Genomic DNA, 23,230 nt, shown 5'->3' with positions numbered 1-23,230 from the left:
CATGCCAATAGCCCGGCCCGCTGCGTGACGTAACGTCGGCGCGCGCGGGCCGGCCACAAGAGACAAACGATGACGACCACCCCCACGACTGAGTCCACCACCCGTGCCATCCGCGGCCGCGTGCTGCATTTCCTGCGCGATCCGCAGTTCCATGAGGATGCGTACCAGTATTGGGACGACGGGGTACTGATCGTCACCGACGGCCGCATTGCCGCCGCCGGCGAGTATGCGAAGCTGGCAGACCGCATCCCGGCCGGCGCCGAGATCGTCGACCACCGCGGCAAGCTGATCGTGCCGGGCTTCATCGACACCCACGTGCACTACCCGCAGACCGACATGATCGCGTCGCCGTCGCCGGGCCTGCTGCACTGGCTCGACACCTACACCTTCCCGGAAGAGCGCCGCTTCGCCGATCCCGACTACGCCCGCGGCGTGGCCGGTTTCTTCACCGAAGAACTGCTGCGCAACGGCACCACCAGCGCGGTGGTCTGGAGCACGGTGCACAAGGCCTCGGCCGACGCGCTCTTCGCCGAAAGCGAGGCGCGCAACCTGCGCATGGTCACCGGCAAGGTGATGATGGACCGCAACTGCCCCGAATTTTTGCGCGATACCGCCGAGACCGGCGCGAAGGACTCGGCCGACCTGCTGTCGCGCTGGCATAACAAGGGCCGCCTGTCGTACGCCATCACGCCGCGCTTCGCCCCGACCTCGACCGAAGCACAGCTGGCCGCCTGCGGCGAGCTGGCGCGCGCCTACCCCGACGCCTTTATCCAGACCCACGTGGCCGAGAACCGCGACGAGGTCAAATGGGTCGCCGAGCTGTTCCCGGACGCGCGCAGCTACCTGGACGTCTACGACCGCTACGGCCTGCTGCGCCCTGGCGCGATGTACGGCCACGCCATCTACCTGGACCAGGACGACCGCCGCCGGCTGGCCGACAGCGGCGCCGCGGTGGCGCACTGCCCGACCTCCAACCTGTTCCTGGGCAGCGGCTTCTACGACTTCCACCAATCCGATGCCAACCGCCTGAACGTGACGCTGGCCACCGACGTCGGCGGCGGCACCTCGTTCTCGATGTTCCGCACCATGAACGCCGCGCACAAGGTCGCGCGCATGGGCGGCTACTACCTGACCGCGCTGCGCATGTTCTACCTGGCCACCCGCGCCGCCGCCGAGGCACTGGGCTGGACCGGCCGCGTCGGCAGCTTCAGCGAGGGCTGCGAGGCCGACTTCGTCGTGCTCGATCCCAAGGCCACGCCGCTGATCGCCCGCCGCAGCAACCGCTCGGAGACGCTGGAAGAAGAACTGTTCGCCTTTGCCATGCTGGGCGACGACCGCGTGATCGACAGCGTCTACATCATGGGCGAGCCGGTGCGCGCCGCCGCCTGATCCGTCCCATACCGCACTCCCGTCCGGCACCACGGCGCCCGCCCTCTCGTGGCGGGCGCGCTTTTACCGCTTAGCGCGTCCCTCCGGATTGACCCCCGTCAAGAACCCCACCGGCAAAGCCTTCTAACCTTGCGGTTTCGCCATGGCCGGCGTGCGCCGGCCGCATTGGCAGCACTGGCCAACGCCATCCGACCGCAAAACCAGAAGGTTCCGCATGACCGCAATCCCATCCACGCCCTCAGCGCATCCCGAGCATGCCCCGCATGCCCGGCAGTCCGCCAAGCCCGGCCGGCTGCCGCTGCCGGAGCCGATCGCCCCGGACGCGCCATTCCCGTCGCGCAAGGTCATCCGCGGCTGGCTGATCCCGCTGGGCGAGCGCAGCACGCCGCGCGCGCTGGCGCTGTTCGCCTTCGACTACCTGCTGTTCGCCGCCGTGCTGGCCGGCGTGGTGCTGGCCTCGCACTGGGCCGCCAAGCTGGGGCTGGGCGTGCTGGCCGGGCTGGTGATCGCGCGCCTGTTCATCATCGGCCACGATGCCTGCCACCAGAGCCTGACGCCGCGCCGCGGCCTGAACAAATGGCTGGGCCGGCTGACTTTCCTGCCGTCGCTGACGCCGTACAGCCTGTGGGAAGTCGGCCATAACGTGGTCCACCACGGCTATACCAACCTGAAAGGCTTCGACTTCGTCTGGGCGCCCTACTCGCTGGAAGAATTCAACGCGCTGCCGCGCTGGCGGCGCGCGCTGGAGCGCATCTACCGCACCGGCTTCGGCCCGGGCCTGTACTACCTGGTCGAGATCTGGTGGAGCAAGCTGTTCTTCCCCAGCAAGCGCCAGATGGCCACCCGCCGCCCGGTCTTCGTGCGCGATTGCCTGCTGGTGGCGGCCTTCGGCGTGGCCTGGATCGGCGCGCTGGTGGCACTGGCCTTTGCCACGGGCCAGTCGGCCTGGATGCTGGTCGGCGCCGGTTTCGTGCTGCCTTTCCTGGTGTGGAACGTGACCGTGGGCTTCGTGCTGTACGTGCACCACACCCATGCCAGCGTGGCCTGGTACGACACCAAGGCCATGTGGGCCAAAGCGCAGCCGTTTGTCTCGACCACAGTGCACCTGCGCTTCCGCCATGGTATCGGCTCCGCGCTGCATCACATCATGGAGCACACCGCGCACCACGTCGACATGAGCGTGCCGCTGTATCGCCTCAAGCGCGCGCAGGCGCTGCTGGAGCACGCGCTGCCGGGCCGCATCATCATCGAGAACTTCTCCTGGCGCTGGTATTTCGACACGGCGCGCCGCTGCAAGCTGTATGACTTCAAGGCGCTGTGCTGGACCGATTTCCGCGGCCGCCAGACCAGCGAGAACGCGCCGGTGCCGGCCTGATCGCCATACCGACCGCGGCGGCGATGGACGATCCACCGCCGTCGCGGTTATAATTGCCGCTTCCATTGGGGAGTAGCCGCCCTGCTCTCACCGCGCCGCGCAATGCGGATTCCGGGGGACAGGGGCGTACGTCAACAGACTTGACCGCTTGCGGTTATGGCGTGCGCAGCTCCGGACCCCGCCTGGCCAGACTGGCCCAGGCAGCGTCCACGCCTGGCGAGACCGATGACCATACCTTTCTGGCCGGGCCGGGAAAGGTGTGCGTCATTGGCATCTCGCGATGCATTGCGGCCCGGTTATCCCACATAGCAACATGGAAGCCTTCCTCGTCTCCACAGGCATCGTCGCCCTTGCTGAAATGGGCGACAAGACGCAGCTGCTGTCGCTGGTTCTGGCAGCACGCTATCGCAAACCTATTCCGATCATCCTTGGCATCCTGATCGCCACCCTGGTCAACCATGGCTTTGCCGGCGCGCTTGGCGGCTGGATCACGCATGTGGTCGGCGAAAGCCTGCTGCGCTGGATCCTGGGGTTGGGCTTTATCGCGATGGGTGCGTGGATGCTGATTCCCGACAAGCTCGACGATGCCGAGCAGGCCAAGCCGGTGAAGGGCGCGCTTGGCATCCTGGCTACCACCATCGTTGCGTTCTTCTTCGCCGAGATGGGTGACAAGACGCAGATCGCCACGGTGGCGCTGGCGGCGCGCTTCAGCGACGCGGTGGTGGCTGTGGTGGCCGGCACGACCTTCGGCATGATGATTGCCAATGCGCCGGCGGTGCTGCTGGGCGACAAGTTTGCCAACAAGATGCCGATTGGGCTGGTGCATAAGATTGCGGCCGGGATCTTTGTGGTGCTTGGTGTGTTGGCGCTGATGAATATTGGAGGTTGAATTCGGGGGTGGTCGCTGTTGGTGACATGCTGGCGGCTGTTCAAGCGTCTGCTGTCGCTGTTGGTGACATGCTGTCGGCCCTTGAACCGCCTGGTTCCGCCCTGCTGGGCGGGTCACTTTTTGGCCGAGCGCCAAAAAGATGGAATGAACGCGCCCCGGCCTGCGATCAAAGGTGCCGGTAGTCGGTTATGCATCCGGGAAACGTGACAGGGTAGGCGGGTCCCCCCTCACGAAACGGCATCGATGTGCCAGAGTGGGAGTGTGACCAACCACGCGAGGATGGAGGACCCGAGATGAATACTACGACTTACGGTCTGGACATTGCAAAGACTGTCTTCCAGCTCTATTGGGTCGAGCCTTCGGGCAAGTGTTTCAATCGTCGCTTCAGTCGGTCCAAGCTGCTGGAGTTCCTCGCGAATCGCGAGCCTGGACGCATCGCGCTGGAGGCCTGTGGCAGTGCGCACTGGTGGGCCCGCCAAGTGCGAGCCTTGGGTCATGAGCCGGTGCTGCTGCACGCCCGGTACGTGCGACCGTTCGTGCAGACGAACAAGACCGATGCGGCCGACGCCCGTGCTATCTGGACCGCAGTCCAGCAGCCGGGCATGCCGGTCGTGGCAGCAAAGACCGAGTCCCAACAATGTGTGCTCGGCCTGCACGCCATGCGCCAACTGCGCGTGAAGATGCGCACCATGCTGGTCAACCAGCTGCGCGGCATGTTGTTCGAATTCGGGATCCGGATCCGTCCCGGGCTACGAGCTGGCCTGAAGGAAATCGTACAAGGGATGGACGAAATCGAACGGGGCGTGCCGCCCCTGCTGTTCGAGTTCGTGCATGAGCAATTGCAAAGCATCGAAGGGCTCGATCGAGAGATAGCTCGCCTGGATCAACGCATTGATGCCTGGGGTCGGCAGAATCGGGCCTGCAAAACGATTCTGGCCATTCCTGGCATCGGCATGCTGACCGCCACGGCCATGGTCGCCACCATTGGCGACGCGCGCACCTTCAAGTCCGGGCGGCAACTGGCGGCGTATCTTGGCCTGGTGCCCAAACAGACCGGCACCGGGGGCAAGGTCTGGCTGAGCGGCATCAGCAAACGCGGCGACCCCTACCTGCGCACCTTGCTGATTCATGGCGCTCGGGTCGTGCTGAGTCACCTGCGCAGAAAGAACCAGCCGGGCTGGAGCCTGCTGCTCGCGCAGCGACGGCCGAAGAACGTCGCGGCGGTTGCCTTGGCCAACAAGACGGTGCGTACCATCTGGGCCCTGTTGACCCACGATCGGGCCTATGACCGAGACTACGTCTCGGTCAGGCCTGCCTGACGGCAGGCTGAGCTAGCAAGGAAGGAACCCGTCCACAGGTTGCGACGGTAATGTCAGCGTGATGGCAAAACAGGTTGGACCGCGGGAGTGCAAGCTCAATTGGTTACTGGTGCTCAAAGCACGGCAAAAAGATAGGGACACTCCCGGTGAAATCCATCAGGGCCCGCAGGCATGGCCTGCATCGCAAGGCCGGATATAAGTCTGCAGCCAATCCTGTCCAAGCCTGATGTTGGCGTTACCTTGCAAACCGGGGCGCGTTCATATAAGTAACCAAAAAGCGCGTCGCCTGCGGCTGGCTGATCCAATTTGGCGCTTCTGGTTAGATTGCGATTTTGGTTTCAGTGAGGCGTGGTCGCGATGCCAGCCTGCTACGCCAGGTGAGTGAGTGTGGGTGCCTGGCGAATCCCGACTTTTGAACCATCCCCAGGACGGGTGTAGGCCGCCTGCTCCCTGCGGTATCGCATCATCGCCTACGGCTGCGCTACGCGCGGCTCAGTCTCGCGGGCGAGGCGCCCCGGCACGAACCCGCATCGCTTCGCTCGCTGGGCGGCGACAGCAATGGCCATGGCGAGATCGGCCGCGCTGCCACGTTCGGGCCGGCGCGTAGCGCAGCCGAAGGCGTCCCACCGATATGGCATGCAGCAGGCGGCCTACGCCCGGCATGGGGATCGTCCAATAGTGGATTAACGCAGCCACGATCCCAAACTCACCTGGCGTAGCAGGTTAGAACCACTACCCACATCGAACGGAAATCACCACCGCCCGAACCACCCACGCCGCCAACTTGATAGCCAGCCGCTCAGGCGACGCGTTTTTTGGTTACTTTTTGGCGCTCGGCCAAAAAGTGACCCGCCCAGCAGGGCGGAACCAGGCGGCTCAACGGCCGACAACATGTCACCAACCGCGACTCCAACGCTTCAACGACCAACAGCATGTCACCAACAGCGACAGCAGACGCTTGAACAGCCGACAGCATGTCACCAACTGCACCAGCAGTGCACAGCCCCCGTCCCACGATCGCATCGCGGCGAAAACAATCGGCATAGGGGGCAGCCGTCACTGGCTGCGCCCCTGCCACACCACCCGGCATGCGGGTCCGCACCGGGCGGTTCGAGTGGTTGAGGTTAAGTGAGACGGGGCATGCCCAACTGGTCGAAGTAGGCGATGGTCAGGACACGGTTCAGCGCTTCCCCGCTGTTGCGCCACCAGCACCGGCTATTCGCCGCTGCTTGCCGGGCGGCCTCAGCCGAAGCACCCAGCGCACGCAACTCACGGTAAATGGTCAGACCACGGCGCCAGTGCTTGAGCTGGATGGCCCGCAGCCGGTGACGCATCCACTTGTCCAGCGTTCGCCAGACCTTGGGGGTTTGCGCCAGCCGGAAGTAAGCCCTCCAGCCTTGGACGTAGGGCCGCAGCCGGTCCACCACTGCCTGCAGACTCCTCCCGCCTGAGCGGCGGGTCAATTCGCGGATGCGTTGTTTGAATGTCAGCAGCGCCTTGGCTGCCACCCCGCGCTTTGCCACACCATCCCGGTCCGCCCAGAACTCGTAACCCAGGAACTTGCGGCCAAACGCGCTCGCCACCGCGCTCTTTGCCTCGTTGACCTTCAGACGCAGTACGCCGTACAGCCGCCGCAACAGAGCCATCACCCGCTCACCCGCCCGCTGACTGCGCACATACACGTTCGCGTCATCGGCATAGCGCACGAAGCAATGGCCGCGGCGCTCCAACTCCTTGTCCACCTCATCAAGCAGCACGTTGGCCATCAACGGGGACAGGGGACCGCCCTGCGGCGTACCCTCGTGTCGTTGCAGCACCACCCCGCCATCCATCAGCCCGCTGTTCAGATACGCCCGGATCAGCCGGATGACTCCGGCGTCCCCGATGCGCTTCTGTAGGCGATCAATCAGGATGTCGTGGTTGACCCGGTCGAAGAATTTTTCCAGATCCACGTCCACCACCACTCGTCGACCCGACTGCACATACGACTGCGCGGCCAACACCGCGTCATGCGCACGCCTGCCGGGACGGAAGCCGTAGCTATGCTCGCTGAAGGTAGGGTCCAGAATCGGCTGCAACACCTGCAGCAGCGCCTGCTGGATCAGCCGATCCGTCACCGTCGGGATACCGAGCTCGCGCTCGCCTCCTCCGTCCGGCTTCGGAATCGTTACCCGCCGTACCGGACTAGGCCGGTACGTCCCCTTGAGCAGTTGCTCGCGAATCTCAGGCCACGCCGACGCCAGATAACGAGCGGTCTGATCAATATCCAGACCATCCACGCCAGCGGCGCCTTTGTTGCGTCGGACCCGCCTGAACGCCTGCTTCAGGTTCTCTCGCGTCAGCGCCGCTGCCAGCAGCGCCGACCCTGTGCTCTCTGGTTCGCGTCGCGGGCCGCAGGCTTCGTCGCAGGCGCGTTCCCGGCCGGCTTCACCGTCCGTTTCCCTCGCTCGCCCCGCTCGCGCGGGCTTCTGACGCAATGCCTGTTGCATCGACACGGCTTCGAACACTCCCTCTCGTTTGGTCCTTCGTCGGCGGATTCGAGCCTTGCCGGCGCTACCCCCAACTACTTCGACCTCTGCTGACTTCTCGCTCCGGCTCGACGCCGTTGCCCTTTCAGGCATGAGGCGAGATCTCCCCAGGTAAGAACGCACTCCTTCGCTGCACAACCGCCGGATTTACGCCGCCGCCCCTTGATCACGAGAACTTCGCGGCTTTTTGCCCGCTCGTCCTGGTCGGCACCGCCTTCTATCCGGTTCGTGTCCCTCGGCTCGCAGCTTCGCTCCACGCTTCCTCCCCACGATCGGGCGCCCTTTCGCAGTTGCGCTTCGCTTCGTTCGCTGTGATCAACTTACGGTGGGACTTGCACCCACAAGAGTGCGCCCATGCTGGGCGCACAAAAAAACGGGACCCAAAGGCCCCGTCCAAACCCTCGCCGGTCCGGTACTAACGACCGCCAACAACTCAGCCCTCCAGACCGTCGATCACCGATGCTCGGATTTCGCGGGCCGGCTCGGCAAGAGCCAGCCCCAATGCTTTTCAACTCAAACCACGATCAATTCGTAGTCTTGGCCCCGCCTTCGAACCACTGCCCCAACAGCGCGCGTTCGTCGTCGGTAATCTGCGTCACATTACCCAGCGGCATCGCCTTCTGCTGTACAGCCTGCTGATAAATCAGCTGCGCATGCGTCTTGATCTCCTCAGGCGTCTCCAGCTTGATCCCCTTGGCCGCCGTCGGCATCATCTTCGGCTGCTCGGCGTGGCACTGCACGCAGCGTGCGTTCATCACTTCCTGCACCTTGGCAAAGCTGACGGTCGCAGCGGCTGCCTCGCCCCCCTTGGCCACGGCCGGGCGCGGCTGCGGCGCGATCATCACGGCCACCACGCCCAGCGCGGCAACGCCGGCGGCCGGCCACAGCACATTGATCTTGCCCTTGTGCTTCAGGATGAAGAACTGGCGGATCAGCACGCCCGACAGCATGATCAGGATCAGCACCACCCAGTTGTACTTGTGGGCGTAGGTCATGCTGTAGTGGTTCGACAGCATCGCGAACAGCACCGGCAGCGTGAAGTAGGTGTTGTGCACGCTGCGCTGCTTGCCGCGCTTGCCGTGGATCGGGTCCACCGGCTGGCCGGCCTTCAGTGCCGCCACCACCTTGCGCTGGCCCGGGATGATCCATGCCAGCACGTTGGCGCTCATGATCGTCGCCACCATCGCGCCGGTCAGCAGGAACGCCGCGCGGCCCGAGAAGACATGGCATGCGACGTAAGCGGCTGCCGCGATGTAGACCGCCACCAGGATGCCGACCAGGCGGTCGTTCTTGTTGAACAGGCGGCAGATGCTGTCATAGACGATCCAGCCGATCAGCAGGTACGACACCGCAAAGCCGACCGCCGCGCCAGGCGACATGTCGAACACATTCTTGTCGATCAGGAACGTGCTGGCGTTGAACAGGTACAGCACCACCAGCAGCGCGAAGCCGCTCATCCAGGTCGAGTACGACTCCCAGTAGAACCAGTGCAGGTTCTCCGGCAACTGCTTGGGCGCGGTCAGGTACTTCTGCGGGTTGTAGAAGCCGCCGCCGTGCACGGCCCACAACTCGCCGTCGACACCCTTTTCCTTCAGGTCGGGCGCGGTGGGCTTGGTCAGGCTGTTGTCCAGCCACACGAAATAGAACGAAGAGCCGATCCATGCGATCGCGGTGATGACGTGCACCCACCGCAGCAGCATATTGGCCCAGTCGAGGATATAGCCTTCCATGTCTTGTCTCCTGTTTCCCTATGCCACCGCGTCAGCTGCCGCGGTAGGTCGAGTACGACCAGGGCGAAACCAGGAGCGGCACGTGGTAGTGCGCGTTGACGTCGGCAATGCCGAAGCGCAGGGGCACCACGTCCAGGAAAGCCGGCTCGGGCAGCTTGGTGCCCTGTGCGCGGAAATAGTCGCCCGCGGCGAATTCCAGTTCGTACACGCCGGCGGCAAGGTCGGCGCCTTCCAGCAGCGGCTGGTCGCAGCGGCCGTCGTGGTTGGTGACCACGGTCTTCAGGGTTTCGCGGCGATTGTCGACAATTTTATGGAGAGTAATCGACATCCCTTGTCCGGGCGTGCCGGCAGCGGTGTCAAGAACATGGGTAGTCAAGCGTCCCATCGTATTTGTCCTTTTGCGATTGGGTTGTGAGGGGCGCCGCTGCCTTCACTAGCACCATTGGTGGGAATGGTGCCCGCTCGGTACGTCTGGTAACGCATCCCGGCGCTGGGTTGGTGCGTGGCGACAATGCGCCTGCCCGACCCGGTTGGCAATTCAGGGATTTCCCTGAGTTGTCGAAAACCTTAGTTGGTTTTGTTGACAATTCTGGATCCACAACCAAATAATTGTCAACAATTTTCGGATCACCAGTCCCTGATACACGGGATTACCGGAGTCCGGACCGACCTGATTGCATGACTGCTGGTGCCAAGATGTCCAAGAGCCTGAAGCTGATTGCCGGTGTCACCGGCATGTCCGATGCCGAATCAACCGGGTCCCTGCCCGCCAGGCCGGAGAAGCCCGCACGCAAGGGTTCGGTCGAGGAACGCATGTACCACGAGATCTACGACGCGATCATGGAGCACCGGCTGCCGCCGCGCACCAAGCTCACCGAGCATTCGCTTTGCGAGATCTATGCCACCGCGCGGCACACCGTGCGCAAGGTGCTGTCGCACCTGGCCGCCGACGGCATGGTCGACCTGGAACCCAACCGCGGCGCCTTTATCGCCAGCCCCTCCACCGACGAGGCGCACGACATGTTCGAGCTGCGCCAGATGCTGGAGCGCGCGGTGCTGGAAAAACTCGCCGGCATGCCTGACGTGAAGACCGTGATCGCACCGCTGCGCAAGATGGTCGCCAGCGAGCGCCAGGCCTTCCTGACGCACGACCGCCCCAAATGGATCCGCCTGTCCGCCGAATTCCACACGGCGCTGGCGGAGCTGTCGGGCAACGCCCTGCTGGTCAACATGATGCGCCGGCTGGTGTCGCGCACCACGCTGATGATCGCCAGCGTGGAAGCCCCGGGCAACAACGCCTGCTCGTTCGACGAACACGAGGAAATCCTCGACGCCCTGGAACAGGGCGATGCCGCGCTGGCCCAGTCGCGCATGGCGCACCACCTCGGCGCCTGCGCCGACCGCGTGCAGCCGGACGAGCCGGGCAACTTCGATCTTCGCAGCGTACTAGGCCGCTCCACCTAGCACGGTGTTCCCGCCACGCCCCCGCAAAAAGAAGGCCTGACTGCCCGCCGTCCACAACGCTCCCAGGCAGCGCAAACGAGAGCGCGGCGACGGCACGCCGATAACAACATTTACAACGCCAGCAACACGCATTGCTGGCAACAGAACAGGCACGGACGTGGCGTTCCCATCAAACCAAAGGAGAGGAGACGCACCAATGAATTCCGCAAGCACCACGGTCCCCACGGACCTCACCAACGAGCGTTTGCCTTCAGGGCGCCTGCTCGCGCTTGGTTTGCAGCACGTTCTGGTGATGTACGCCGGCACGGTTGCCGTACCCCTGATCGTTGGCGGCGCGCTCAAGCTGCCCAAGGACCAGCTGGCTTTCCTGATCAACGCCGACCTCTTCGCCGCGGGCCTGGCCACGCTGATCCAGGCGATCGGCTTCTGGAAATTCGGCATCCGCCTGCCCGTGATGATGGGCGTGACCTTTGCCTCGGTGGCGCCGATGATCGCCATCGGCACCGATCCCAACGTCGGCCTGCTCGGCATCTACGGGGCGGTGATCGCGTCAGGGATCTTCGGCATGCTGATTTCGCCGATGATGGGGCGCATGCTCGGCTTGTTCCCGCCGGTGGTGACCGGCACGGTGATCACGCTGATCGGCGTGTCGCTGATGCGCGTCGGCATCAACTGGGCGGCCGGCGGCCAGCCCACCACGCGCGCGGTGATCGACGGCGTGGCTAAGGAAGTGCCCAACCTCGCCTACGGCGACCTGACCAACCTCGGCATCGCCGGGCTGACGCTGGTGACCATCCTGCTGCTGACCAAGTACGGCCGCGGCCTGGTTGCCAACTGCGCGGTGCTGCTGGGCATCATCATCGGTACGCTGGTGGCGATGGGCATGGGCAAGGTCTCGTTCGAAGGCCTGGATGAAGCCAGCTTCGTCGCCGTCATCACGCCGCTGCACTTCGGCATTCCGACCTTCGAGGTAACCGCGATCCTGTCGATGTGCATCGTCATGCTGATCACGCTGGTGGAATCGACCGGCATGTTCCTGGCGCTGTCGGACATCACCGGCAAGAAGCTGAGCAACGACGACCTGACCCGCGGCCTGCGCGCCGACGGCCTGGGCACCGTGATCGGCGGCATCTTCAACACCTTCCCGTACACCTCGTTCTCGCAGAACGTGGGCCTGGTCACCGTGACCGGCGTGCGCTCGCGCTACGTGGCCGCGGCCGGCGGCCTGATCCTGATCGCCTTCGGCCTGTTCCCCAAGATGGCCCACGTGGTGGCCTCGGTGCCGCAGTTCGTGCTCGGCGGCGCCGGCATCGTGATGTTCGGCATGGTGGCCGCCACCGGCATCCGCATCCTGGGCTCGTGCGATTTCAACCGCAACCGCCACAACCTGTTCATCGTCGCCATCTCGATCGGCTTCGGCATGATCCCGACGCTGGCACCGACGTTCTTCCAGTATCTGCCGAAGTGGACCGACCCCTTCACCCACAGCGGCATCGTGCTCGGCACGATCGTGGCCGTGGCGCTGAACCTGTTCTACAACGGCATCCAGTCGCGCGAAGAAGCGATGCGCAACGCCGCCGCCAATTCGCACGGCACCGAGTAACGGTTATATCGAAGTACGCCGCCGGGCCAGTGACTGGCACGCTCATTGCACAGTCAACGGCGCTTGCACGCGCCGCGGCCCGGACGGTTCTCCCTGAAGCAAGCAACGACCATGACAACAGAGAACTATCCACGCGATCTCATCGGTTACGGCGCCCGGCCGCCGCACGCCCGCTGGCCGGGCGGCGCGCGCATCGCCGTGCAGTTCGTCCTCAACTATGAAGAAGGCGGCGAGAACTGCGTGCTGCACGGCGACGCCGCCTCCGAGCAGTTCCTCTCCGAGATCGTCGGCGCCGCGGCCTATCCCGACCGCCATATGAGCATGGAGGGCATCTATGAATACGGCTCGCGCGCCGGCGTCTGGCGCATCCTGCGCGAGTTCGAGAAGCGCGGCCTGCCGCTGACCATCTTCGGCGTGTCGATGGCGCTGCAGCGCCATCCCGAACTGACCCGCGCCTTCGTCGAGCTGGGTCACGAGATCGCCTGCCACGGCTGGCGCTGGATCCACTACCAGAACATGGACGAAGCCACCGAGCGCGAGCATATGCGCATCGGCATGCAGATCATCAAGGAGCTGACCGGCGAACTGCCGCTGGGCTGGTACACCGGCCGCGACAGCCCCAACACGCGCCGGCTTGTCGTCGAGCACGGCGGCTTGCTGTACGACTCCGACTACTACGGCGACGACCTGCCCTTCTGGACCGAAGTGGAAGTCACCGGTGGCGCGAAGAGGCCGCACCTGGTGGTGCCGTACACGCTGGACTCGAACGACATGCGCTTTGCCACGCCGCAGGGCTTCAACACCGGCGAGCAGTTCTTCCAGTACCTGAAGGATGCGTTCGACGTCCTCTACGAGGAAGGCGATCCCGCAGGACAGGACAGCCCCAAGATGCTGTCGATCGGCATGCACTGCCGGCTGCTCGGCCGCCCCGGCCGCTTCCGCGCGCTGCAGCGCTTCCTCGACTACGTGCAGGGCCACAGCAAGGTGTGGATCTGCCGCCGTGTCGACATCGCCCGCCACTGGGCCGAGACCCACCCCTACACGCCCGCCAGGTAACCCGGATCCAGCATGAGCCAGACCTACACCCTCGCCCAACTCAACACCATGCCTGTCGCGGAATTCGTGCAGGTGCTGGGCGGCATCTATGAACATTCGCCGTGGTTCGCCGAGGCCGCTGCCACGCAACGCCCCTTTGCCGATGCCGCCGCGCTGGCGCAGGCGCTGCGCAGCGCCGTGGATGACGCCGGCGAGGCCGCGCAGTTGAAGCTGGTGCGCGCCCACCCCGAGCTCGCCGGCAAGGCCGCGGTGCGCGGCGAACTGACCGCCGAATCCACGCGCGAGCAAAGCGGCGCGGGCCTGAACCTGTGCACGCCGGAAGAGTTCGATCGCCTGCAGGCGCTCAATGCCGCGTACAACCGGAAGTTCGGCTTTCCGTTCATCCTCGCCGTGCGCGGCTACGACCGCCACGGGATCATCGCGGAGTTCGCGCGCCGCGTAGAAAACTCGCCGAAAGAAGAGTTGCAAACGTGCATCAACCAGATCCATCGCATTGCGCAGTTCCGTCTTGACGACTTAGTATCCGCCTGAGAAAAAAAGCGTCACCTGTATAACAAAAAACGCTGTACCCGATGCCGCCGGCACCCAAGCAACACCACACCGAGCCAAAGCCAGGCGGCACGAATAAAAGCACAAAGACATTAAAAGAACCCGACAGGGACCCAGTACACAACGTTCCAAGCAGGATTCGAAACCACGGAGGTCTTAAACATGCAGAAGCAGTACAAGCCGGCACTGAAGCTGGCGGCGGTAGCGGCTACCCTTCTTTCCGGCACGGCCATGGCCCAGTCCAGCGTGACGCTGTACGGCCAGGCCGACATGTTCGTCGGTGCGGTCAAGAGCCCGGGTGTGGGCGAGCGCGCATGGGTCGCCAATTCGGGCGGGATGCAGACGTCTTACTGGGGTATCAAGGGCACCGAGGATCTGGGTGGCGGCACCAAGGCCATCTTCGACCTGAACGGCTTCTTCCGTACCGACAGCGGCAACAGCGGCCGCTTCACCGGCGACTCGATGTTCAGCCGCAATGCCTACGTCGGCCTGCAGAACGACAAGGCCGGCACGATCAAGCTGGGCCGCAACACCACGCCGTACTTCGTGTCGACCATCCTGTTCAACCCGCTGATCGACTCGTACGTGTTCTCGCCGACGATCTTCCACACCTACTTCGGCGCGACCAGCGGCGCGGTGGTGGATCCTGGCATCATCGGCGATTCGGGCTGGAACAACTCGGTGCTTTACTCCACGCCGAACTTCGGTGGCCTGACCGCCAACATCATGTACTCGTTCGGCGAGCAAGCCGGCGCCGCGGGCAAGAACAAGTGGGGCGGCAACCTGATGTACTTCAGCGGCCCGTTCGCGGCCACCGTTGCCTACCAGCAGGTGCGCTTCAACAACGTGCCGACCGACATGTCCGACGCCGGCCTGTCGCGCCAGGACGCCGCCCAGCTGGGCCTGTCCTATGACTTCAAGGTGGTCAAGCTGTTCGCGCAGGGCCAGTACATCAAGACCCGCGCCACCACCGCGCCGTCGGGCGACACCAAGCACATCGACGGACAGTTCGGCGCCTCCGTGCCCATCGGCGCCGGCAGCCTGCTGGCCTCCTACGCCTACGGCAAGGTCGACAACTCGCTGGGCGACTTCAAGCGCAACACCTTCGCGGTGGCCTACGACTACAACCTGTCCAAGCGTACCGACGTGTACGCCGCCTACTACTACGACAAGATCACCGGCATCGAGCACGGCGATACCTTCGGCGTGGGCGTGCGCCACAAGTTCTGATGGCGTAACCGGCTCATCCGCAGTCCTGATGCCCGCCCTTCCGGCGGGCTTTTTATTGCAGTTGCACCCATCACTTGCAGCAGGAAAACATCAACCGAATGCTGCGCTGCGCCATTAGATGCCAAGCCCCCCGCGCGGATCGGAAACCTTCGCTCCATAGCGGGATTCAATTGGAAGCGTCAACTTGCGCTACCTAGATTGGTGTTCCAGGCCTCAAAACTCCATCCTTGAGAGGTGACTCATGCGGCGATATGCGAAGACGCGATCCGAATTGATGGCCATCCTGAACCAGTGCCTCGACAACAACCCCGAGTGCGGCGAATGCGAGCTGCACGCGGTGCGAATGCACCAGCCTGACCACACCGGATGCAACTGGAGCGCCGAGGTCGATTTTCGACAGGAATACGTCGAAAACCTCGACACCCAGCTGGCCGCCGCCAAGTCCATCATCGTGGTCATGCGCGAGCAGTACAACGTGCTGCAATAGCCACCGCACCGAATGCCTGCCGCGCTTGCCGTGCGGCAGGGCAGCATCAAGCAAAAGGCCGGGTCGATGACCCGGCCTTTTGCATCCTGGCGCTACGCCAGGCAACTACCCTCTCACCGCATCAGCGGGTGGCATTGCACTCCGCCACCGCCACCGCCGTCATGTTGACGATGCGGCGCGTGGTCGCCTGCGGGTTCAGGATATGCACCGGCTTGGCCGCGCCCAGCAGGATCGGGCCCACCGTCACGCCCTGCCCGCCCGTGATCTTGAGCAGGTTGAAGGCGATGTTGGCGGCGTCCAGCGTCGGCATGACCAGCAGGTTGGCGCTGCCGGCCAGCTGGGTCGACGGCAGGAAGTGGCGGCGCACGTCTTCGTCCAGGGCGGCGTCGCCCTGCATCTCGCCTTCCACTTCCAGGTGCGGTGCCGCCTTGGCCAAAATCGCGGCAGCCTCGCGCATCTTGCGCGCGGACGGACGGGTCGACGAGCCGAACATCGAGTGCGACATCAACGCGGCCTTGGGATGCAGGCCGAAGCGCCTGATCTCCTCGGCGGCCAGCTGCGCGATCGCCGCCAGCTCTTCCGCGGTGGGATCGTCGTTGACGAAGGTGTCGGTGATGAACAGCGTGTACTTTTCCAGCATCAGCGCGTTCATCGCCGCGAACACCTTGGCACCCGGCGCCAGGCCGATCACGTCGCGCACATGCTCCAGGTGCGCCTCGAAGCGGCCCACGGTGCCGCACAGCAGCGCGTCGGCGTCGCCCATGTGCATCAGCATGGTGCCGATCAGCGTGTTGGAGCGGCGCAGCGCCACCTTGGCCATGTCGGGCGTGACGCCATCGCGGCCGCGCAGCGCGTGGTAGGCCTCGTGGTAGGCGCGGTAGCGCGGGTCTTCTTCCGGGTTGACCAGATCGAAGTCCACGCCGGCCTTCAGACGCAGGCCGGCCTTCTCGATGCGCATCTGGATCACGTGCGGACGGCCGATCAGGGTCGGGCGTGCCAGCCCTTCGTCGACCACGCTCTGCACCGCGCGCAGCACGCGTTCTTCCTCGCCCTCGGCGTAGGCGACGCGCTTGGGCGCGGCCTTGGCGGCGGAGAACACCGGCTTCATGATCAGGCCGGTGTGGTAGACGTAGGTCGACAGCTGCTGGCGATACGCCTCCAGGTCCTGGATCGGGCGCGTGGCCACGCCGGACTCTTCAGCGGCCTTGGCCACCGCCGGCGCGATCTTCTCGATCAGGCGCTGGTCGAACGGCGTCGGGATGATGTAGTCGGGACCGAACTTCAGCTCGCGGCCACCGTAGGCGGCAGCCACGGCATCGTTCAGCTCGGCTTCGGCCAGCTCGGCGATCGCCTTCACGCAGGCCAGCTTCATCGCTTCCGTGATCTTGGTCGCGCCGCAATCGAGCGCGCCGCGGAAGATGTACGGGAAGCACAGCACGTTGTTGACCTGGTTCGGATAGTCCGAACGGCCGGTCGCGATGATGCAGTCCGGGCGCGCGGCCTTGGCCACTTCCGGGCGGATTTCCGGCTCGGGGTTGGCCAGCGCCAGGATGATGGGCTTGTCGGCCATGGTCTTGACCATGTCGCCGGTCAGCACGCCGGCGGTCGAGCAGCCCAGGAAGACGTCGGCGCCCTTGACGATGTCGGCCAGCGTGCGCGCCGAGGTGTCCTGCGCGTAGCGGGCCTTGTTGGCTTCCATGTTGGCGTCGCGGCCAACGTAGATCACGCCCTTGGAGTCCACCACCGAGATGTTCTCGCGCTTCACGCCCAGGCTCACCATGGTGTCCAGGCATGCAATCGCCGCCGCGCCGGCGCCGGACACGGCCAGCTTCACTTTGGCGACATCCTTGCCAACCACCTTCAGGCCATTGAGCAGCGCCGCCGTCGAAATAATGGCGGTGCCATGCTGGTCATCATGGAAGACGGGGATGTTCATGCGCTCGCGCAGCTTCTGCTCGATGTAGAAGCATTCCGGCGCCTTGATGTCTTCCAGGTTCACGCCGCCCAGCGTGGGCTCCAGCGCGGCGACGATCTCGACGATCTTGTCCGGGTCGCGTGCGTCGAGCTCGATGTCGAACACATCGATGCCGGCGAACTTCTTGAACAGGCAGCCCTTGCCCTCCATCACCGGCTTGCCGGCCAGCGGGCCGATGTCGCCCAGGCCCAGCACGGCGGTGCCGTTGGTCACCACCGCCACCAGGTTGGCGCGCGAGGTGTATTCGGCGGCGGTGGCGGGATCCTTCGCGATCTCCTCGCAGGCGTACGCGACGCCCGGCGAGTAGGCCAGCGACAGGTCGCGCTGGTTGGACAGCGCCTTGGTCGCGGTGACCTGGATCTTTCCCTTGGTGGGACTGCGGTGGTATTCCAGTGCAGCGAGGCGCAGTTGCGCTTCAGGACTGTTCGGGGCATGTTGCGGTGCATCACCGCTGTTCTGGCTGCTCATTGGCTCGTCCGGAAAGTGGCCCGTGCCGGAAGCGCCCTTCTCCCGCCCTGATTCGTATCGGCCGCAATCGGGAGAAGGACCGGAAGCGAAGAAAAACCTGGCAGCGAAACTGGCGACTCCGACCACAAGGCCGGAAAAATCGAACAGTTATTCTAGCCCCGGCTTCGTGCAAAGTGCCACCAAAGCCAGTCCGAAAGCCGTATTTTGGGCGGAATGTCCCAGTTAAACAGCTTTTACCAATGGGTATGCAATGAACGCCAGAGGCATGCTTCTGCACGCATTTGCACGCAGCCCTATTTCTGCGGCTTCTCGACCTCCAGCTTGACCCGCCGCGGCCGCCCGCTGTCCCCCGGGAAGTCCGTGAAGGCGCTGCGGATCAGGTATGGCATCGTCGCCGGCAGGCTGCCGTTCTCGGTCTGGTTCTGCGCCGTGACCTGGTAGACGCGCTTGCCGCTGGCGGCGTCCCGGAAGTAGACGCGAAGGTTAGAGAACAGCACCGGCACGTCGCGCACCACCGTCTGCGGCGGCCAGTAGCCCGGCCCCCACGGCCCCCACGGACCCCATGGGCGGTAATAGCCCGGCCCCCAGTACGGCCCCCAATACGGTCCCCACGGGCCGTACCAGGGATCGGGATAGACCGTCTCGGCCACGCGCACGATGCCGGGCGCGGCGTCGTAGTCCATGCTGATGCGGTAGCGCGCCTGCTTCTCCGGCACCTGCTCGTAGCCGGCGTCGTACAGCGCCTCGGCCAGCCATTGTTCGTAGGTCTGGCGGTCCAGCTGGCCCGCCTGCTCCGGCGTGCGCTCGAAGCTGTAGGTGCGCGGCGCGTCGTTCTGCCAGCCGGGCTGGCTGAAGGCGGTGACATCGGTCACCACGGTGCTGGCACAGCCTGACAGCAGCAGCGCCACCAGCAGCGCCAGCGCGCCCCAGAGCCCAGGGAATCCCATGGACCCAGCGCTTCGTTTTTTTTCATTGCCGACACCGCCTGCGCGCTGCCACATAGTGCTACCTCGCTTTCCACACGCTCGAAATCGTCCCGCGTGTCTCTGAGACCACGCGGCACCGGCGGAATTCCCGCCGACCGGGGTGCGGCGGCTGACAATGCCCCGCCACCCCCTTGGCTACAATGAGGACTTCGGCGCCATGCTTCGCCCGCGCGCGCATGGCCTGCCCTTTTCAACGGTCTTCCGAAGACAGGATCTCTCCATGCTGCGCACCGACACGCCCGTTACCGTCTATCGCAAGGACTATACCGCGCCCCCGTTCGCCATCGACCATGCCGACCTGGTGCTCGATCTCGATCCCCAGCGCACCGTCGTCACCAGCACGCTGCGTTTCGCGCGGCAGCCCGGCGCCGCGGCCGACGCGCCGCTGGTGCTGTGCGGCGACGAACTCGAACTGGTCGGCGTCAGCCTGGACGGCAAGCCCGTGGCCAACGCCACCCAGGACGCCGGCACGCTGACCATCCCCGGGCTGCCCGCGCAGGGCACGCTCGAGATCACCACCGCGTGCCAGCCCGCGGCCAATACCACGCTGTCGGGCCTGTACGTGTCCAACGGCAACTTCTTCACCCAGTGCGAGGCCGAGGGCTTCCGCCGCATCACCTACTTCCTCGACCGCCCGGACGTGATGGCGACCTTCCGCGTCACGCTGCGCGCCAGGCGCGACGCCTACCCGGTGCTGCTGTCCAACGGCAACCTGGTCAGCCAGCAGGACCTGCCCGACGGCCGCCACGAAGCCGTGTGGGAAGACCCGTTCCGCAAGCCGTCGTACCTGTTCGCGCTTGTGGCCGGCAAGCTCGAACGCATCGAGGAACGGATCCAGTCCGCCTCCGGCAAGGACAAGCTGCTGCAGGTCTGGGTCGAGGCGCGCGACCTGGACAAGACCCGCCACGCGATGGATTCGCTGGTCCACTCGATCCGCTGGGATGAACAGCGCTTCGGGCTGGAACTCGATCTCGACCGCTTCATGATCGTCGCCGTCGGCGACTTCAACATGGGCGCGATGGAGAACAAGGGCCTGAACATCTTCAACACCAAGTACGTGCTGGCCAATGCCGAAACCGCCACCGACACGGACTTCGCCAATATCGAGGCAGTGGTCGGCCACGAATATTTCCACAACTGGACCGGCAACCGCGTGACCTGCCGCGACTGGTTCCAGCTGTCGCTGAAGGAAGGCCTGACCGTATTCCGCGACCAGGAATTCTCCGCCGACATGATGGGTTCGGAATCGGGCCGAGCGGTCAAGCGCATCGAAGACGTGCGCGTGCTGCGCCAGGTGCAGTTCCCCGAGGACGCCGGCCCGATGGCGCACCCGGTGCGCCCGGACAGCTACGAAGAGATCAACAACTTCTACACCGTCACGGTGTACGAGAAAGGCGCCGAGGTCGTGCGCATGTACCAGACCCTGCTGGGCCGCGACGGCTTCCGCAAGGGCATGGACCTGTACTTCCAGCGCCATGACGGCCAGGCCGTCACCTGCGACGACTTCCGCGCGGCGATGGCCGATGCCAACGGCCGCGACCTGACGCAGTTCGGCCTGTGGTACAGCCAGGCCGGCACGCCGGTGGTAACCGCGCGCACCGCCTGGAACGCCGACGACGGCAGCCTGACCCTGACGCTCACGCAGCGCTGCCCCAAGGTCGGCATCGAGACCCGCGCCGGCACGCCCGAGAAGCAGCCCTTCCACATCCCATTCGCGCTCGGCCTGCTCGGCGCCGACGGCACGGACCTGCCGCTGCAGCTCGAGGGCGAAAGCGCGCGCGGCGCGACCACGCGCGTGCTCGACCTCACGCAGGCCGAGCAGACCTTCCGCTTCATCAATCTGCCGCGCGGGAGCGAAGCGCCGCTGCCCTCGCTGCTGCGCAATTTCTCCGCGCCGGTGATCGTCGATGCCGAGTACACCGACGCGCAGCTGACCTTCCTGCTGGCGCACGACAGCGACGCCTTCAACCGCTGGGAAGCCGGCCAGCGCCTGGCCACGCGCGCGCTGCTGCAGCTGGTCGGCGACGTGCAGGCCGGCCGCGAACTCAGGCTCGACCCGGCGCTGGTGCAGGCCATGCGCGCGGTGCTGACCGACGACACGCTCAACCCCGCCTTCCGCGAGCAGGCGCTGGTGCTGCCCGCCGAAGCCTACCTGGCCGAGCGCATGGGCGTGGCCGATCCTGCCGCCATCCACCGCGCCCGCCAGTTCATGCGCGAAGGCCTGGCCCGCGCGCTCAAGGCCGACTGGCTGGCGGCCTACGAGGCCAACGCCACGCCCGGCCCCTATTCGCCGGATGCGACCTCCGCCGCGAAGCGCGCGCTGCGCAACCTCGCGCTCGGCTACCTCGCCGACAGCGGCGACGCCGACATGCACGCGCTGGCCGACCAGCAGTACCAGGCTGCCGACAACATGACCGACCGCTTCGCCGCGCTGTCGGCGCTGGTGAACAGCTTCGCGCCCGGGCGCGAGCATGCGCTCACCGATTTCTACGAGCGCTTCGAGGACGACCCGCTGGTGATCGACAAGTGGTTCTCGCTGCAAGGCATGCAGCGCGGCAGCGTGGGGCCGCAACCGGGAGGCCCGCACGCCGGCAAGCGCACCATCGACACCGTGCTCAGGCTGATGGAGCACCCGGCGTTCAACCTGCGCAACCCCAACCGCGCGCGTTCGCTGATTTTCAGCTTCTGCTCCGGCAACCCGGCGCAGTTCCACGCCGAAGACGGCTCGGGCTACCGTTTCTGGGCCGACCAGGTACTGGCGCTCGACGCCATCAACCCGCAGGTGGCCGCACGGCTGGCGCGGGTGATGGACCGCTGGCAGAAATACGAGCTGGCGCTGCGCGACCGCATGCGCGCCGAACTGGAGCGCGTGGCCGCCAGCAGCTCGCTGTCGCGCGACGTCAGGGAGATCGTCGGCAAGGCGCTGGCCGCCTGAACCGCGGAGTATGTCAGGGAGGCCCCGCAACGCCCCCTTTGCCCGGCCGGGGCCGGCCGGGCATGTAGAATTGCGGCCATCCAAGGAGAACCAACCATGACTCGCATCAGCCTCACCCGCTACCTGGTCGAGGAGCAGCGCAAGCACAACACGATCCAGCCCGAACTGCGGCTGCTGATCGAAGTGGTCGCGCGCGCCTGCAAGGCCATTTCCAACGCCGTCAACAAGGGCGCGCTCGCCGGCGTGCTCGGCTCGGCCGGCACCGGCAACGTGCAGGGCGAAACCCAGCAGAAGCTGGACGTGATCGCCAATGAAGTGCTGCTCGACGCCAACGAGTGGGGCGGCCACCTCGCCGCGATGGCGTCGGAGGAAATGGAATCGTTCTACGAGATTCCCAACCGCTACCCGAAGGGCGAATACCTGCTGCTGTTCGATCCGCTCGACGGCTCGTCCAACATCGACGTCAACGTGTCGATCGGCACCATCTTCTCGGTGCTGCACATGCCCAAGCCCGGCCAGACCGTGACCGAGGCCGACTTCCTGCAGCCGGGCACCCACCAGGTCGCCGCCGGCTACGCCGTGTACGGCCCGCAGACCACGCTGGTGCTGACCGTCGGCAACGGCGTGCACGTGTTCACGCTGGACCGCGAGGCCGGCAGCTTCGTGCTGACGCAGTCCAACCTGATGATTCCGGAAGACACCAAGGAATTCGCCATCAACATGTCGAACATGCGCCACTGGGCCCCGCCGGTGCGCAAGTACATCGACGAATGCCTGGCAGGCGACGAAGGCCCGCGCGGCAAGAACTTCAACATGCGCTGGATCGCCTCGATGGTCGCCGACGTGCACCGCATCCTGACCCGCGGCGGCGTGTTCATGTACCCGTGGGACAAGCGCGAGCCGGAAAAGGCCGGCAAGCTGCGCCTGATGTATGAAGCCAACCCGATGGCGATGCTGGTCGAGCAGGCCGGCGGCGCCGCCACCAACGGACAGATCCGCATCATGGACGTGCAGCCGGAAAAGCTGCACCAGCGCGTGTCGGTGATCCTGGGCTCGAAGAACGAAGTGGAACGCGTCACCCGCTACCACCACGAAGCCGAAGGCAAGGCCTGATCGTTTGCGGACCTTGCCGAGGCTGCTGTCATTCCCGCGAAGGCGGGAATCCAGCGTCTTTTAAGCCCCCTCGGTGAGGGGACGAAACGTCACTGGGCTCCCGCCTTCGCGGGAACGACGTGTCGGCTCCCCCC

The 23,230-nt window shown here is 65.3% G+C and carries 17 protein-coding genes and 1 riboswitch; of the genes, 12 read left to right on the top strand and 5 right to left on the bottom strand.

Features of this window, described 5'->3' with window-relative positions; translation table 11 throughout:
• Positions 1-69 precede the first annotated feature (69 nt).
• The 4 genes from guaD (at position 70) to JTE92_RS16680 (ending at position 4,972) form a co-directional block, all read left to right on the top strand.
• Positions 70-1,389: a guanine deaminase gene (gene guaD, locus JTE92_RS16695; protein ID WP_063241440.1), complete on the top strand. Its 1,320-nt coding sequence runs from the start codon at positions 70-72 to the stop codon at positions 1,387-1,389.
• Positions 1,390-1,603: 214 nt separating this feature from the next.
• Complete coding sequence (locus JTE92_RS16690) at positions 1,604-2,764, top strand: fatty acid desaturase (RefSeq protein ID WP_232353231.1); 1,161 nt, start codon at positions 1,604-1,606, stop codon at positions 2,762-2,764.
• Positions 2,765-2,819: 55 nt separating this feature from the next.
• Positions 2,820-2,944, top strand: a riboswitch (yybP-ykoY riboswitch).
• Positions 2,945-3,077: 133 nt separating this feature from the next.
• Positions 3,078-3,653, top strand: a complete 576-nt coding sequence (locus JTE92_RS16685; RefSeq protein ID WP_063242171.1) for a TMEM165/GDT1 family protein — start codon at positions 3,078-3,080, stop codon at positions 3,651-3,653.
• Between the two features lie 293 nt (positions 3,654-3,946).
• On the top strand, positions 3,947-4,972 hold the full coding sequence (locus tag JTE92_RS16680; protein WP_063242165.1) for an IS110 family RNA-guided transposase: 1,026 nt from the start codon (positions 3,947-3,949) through the stop codon (positions 4,970-4,972).
• A gap of 1,124 nt (positions 4,973-6,096) precedes the next feature.
• Here JTE92_RS16680 and ltrA read toward each other — a convergent pair.
• From ltrA to uraH, 3 genes are all read right to left on the bottom strand, one after another.
• Positions 6,097-7,467: a group II intron reverse transcriptase/maturase gene (gene ltrA / locus JTE92_RS16675; protein ID WP_063237202.1), complete on the bottom strand. Its 1,371-nt coding sequence runs from the start codon at positions 7,465-7,467 to the stop codon at positions 6,097-6,099.
• 557 nt (positions 7,468-8,024) lie between these two features.
• A complete protein-coding gene (locus tag JTE92_RS16670; RefSeq protein WP_063237176.1) occupies positions 8,025-9,230 on the bottom strand; it encodes a urate hydroxylase PuuD in 1,206 nt (401 codons plus the stop codon).
• A 31-nt stretch (positions 9,231-9,261) separates the two neighbouring features.
• Positions 9,262-9,615, bottom strand: coding sequence for a hydroxyisourate hydrolase (uraH, locus tag JTE92_RS16665; protein ID WP_029044808.1), 354 nt, complete (start codon positions 9,613-9,615; stop codon positions 9,262-9,264).
• Positions 9,616-9,926: 311 nt separating this feature from the next.
• Here uraH and JTE92_RS16660 point away from each other — a divergent pair, with 311 nt between their 5' ends.
• From JTE92_RS16660 to JTE92_RS16635, 6 genes are all read left to right on the top strand, one after another.
• Positions 9,927-10,694 carry a GntR family transcriptional regulator gene (locus JTE92_RS16660; RefSeq protein ID WP_063237201.1) on the top strand — a complete coding sequence of 256 codons (768 nt, stop codon included), beginning with the start codon at positions 9,927-9,929 and terminating at the stop codon, positions 10,692-10,694.
• Positions 10,695-10,890: 196 nt separating this feature from the next.
• Positions 10,891-12,297: a nucleobase:cation symporter-2 family protein gene (locus tag JTE92_RS16655; protein ID WP_063237175.1), complete on the top strand. Its 1,407-nt coding sequence runs from the start codon at positions 10,891-10,893 to the stop codon at positions 12,295-12,297.
• Positions 12,298-12,408: 111 nt separating this feature from the next.
• Entirely contained in the window at positions 12,409-13,353 is a 945-nt protein-coding gene (gene puuE / locus JTE92_RS16650; RefSeq protein ID WP_063237174.1) for an allantoinase PuuE, read from the top strand.
• 12 nt (positions 13,354-13,365) lie between these two features.
• Entirely contained in the window at positions 13,366-13,884 is a 519-nt protein-coding gene (uraD, locus tag JTE92_RS16645) for a 2-oxo-4-hydroxy-4-carboxy-5-ureidoimidazoline decarboxylase (RefSeq protein WP_063237173.1), read from the top strand.
• A 180-nt stretch (positions 13,885-14,064) separates the two neighbouring features.
• Complete coding sequence (locus JTE92_RS16640) at positions 14,065-15,132, top strand: porin (RefSeq protein WP_063237172.1); 1,068 nt, start codon at positions 14,065-14,067, stop codon at positions 15,130-15,132.
• Between the two features lie 241 nt (positions 15,133-15,373).
• Entirely contained in the window at positions 15,374-15,619 is a 246-nt protein-coding gene (locus JTE92_RS16635; RefSeq protein ID WP_029045604.1) for a hypothetical protein, read from the top strand.
• Positions 15,620-15,740: 121 nt separating this feature from the next.
• Here JTE92_RS16635 and JTE92_RS16630 read toward each other — a convergent pair whose 3' ends face one another.
• Together JTE92_RS16630 and JTE92_RS16625 are read right to left on the bottom strand one after the other, a co-directional pair.
• Positions 15,741-18,062 (bottom strand): NADP-dependent malic enzyme, encoded by a 2,322-nt coding sequence (locus JTE92_RS16630; protein ID WP_063237171.1) that lies wholly within the window; start codon positions 18,060-18,062, stop codon positions 15,741-15,743.
• Between the two features lie 293 nt (positions 18,063-18,355).
• On the bottom strand, positions 18,356-19,009 hold the full coding sequence (locus JTE92_RS16625; RefSeq protein WP_232353230.1) for a DUF4136 domain-containing protein: 654 nt from the start codon (positions 19,007-19,009) through the stop codon (positions 18,356-18,358).
• Positions 19,010-19,268: 259 nt separating this feature from the next.
• On the opposite strand from JTE92_RS16625, the gene pepN reads away from it, so the two are divergent.
• Together pepN and JTE92_RS16615 are read left to right on the top strand one after the other, a co-directional pair.
• Positions 19,269-21,983: an aminopeptidase N gene (gene pepN, locus JTE92_RS16620; protein WP_063237170.1), complete on the top strand. Its 2,715-nt coding sequence runs from the start codon at positions 19,269-19,271 to the stop codon at positions 21,981-21,983.
• Between the two features lie 96 nt (positions 21,984-22,079).
• Positions 22,080-23,096: a class 1 fructose-bisphosphatase gene (locus JTE92_RS16615; RefSeq protein ID WP_063237169.1), complete on the top strand. Its 1,017-nt coding sequence runs from the start codon at positions 22,080-22,082 to the stop codon at positions 23,094-23,096.
• Positions 23,097-23,230 lie beyond the last annotated feature (134 nt).

Origin of the sequence: Cupriavidus oxalaticus (assembly GCF_016894385.1) — a bacterium.
Classification (GTDB): Bacteria; Pseudomonadota; Gammaproteobacteria; order Burkholderiales; family Burkholderiaceae; genus Cupriavidus; species Cupriavidus oxalaticus.
The sequence above is the reverse complement of the archived record's forward strand: the minus strand, read 5'-3'. Positions and strand labels throughout refer to the sequence as shown.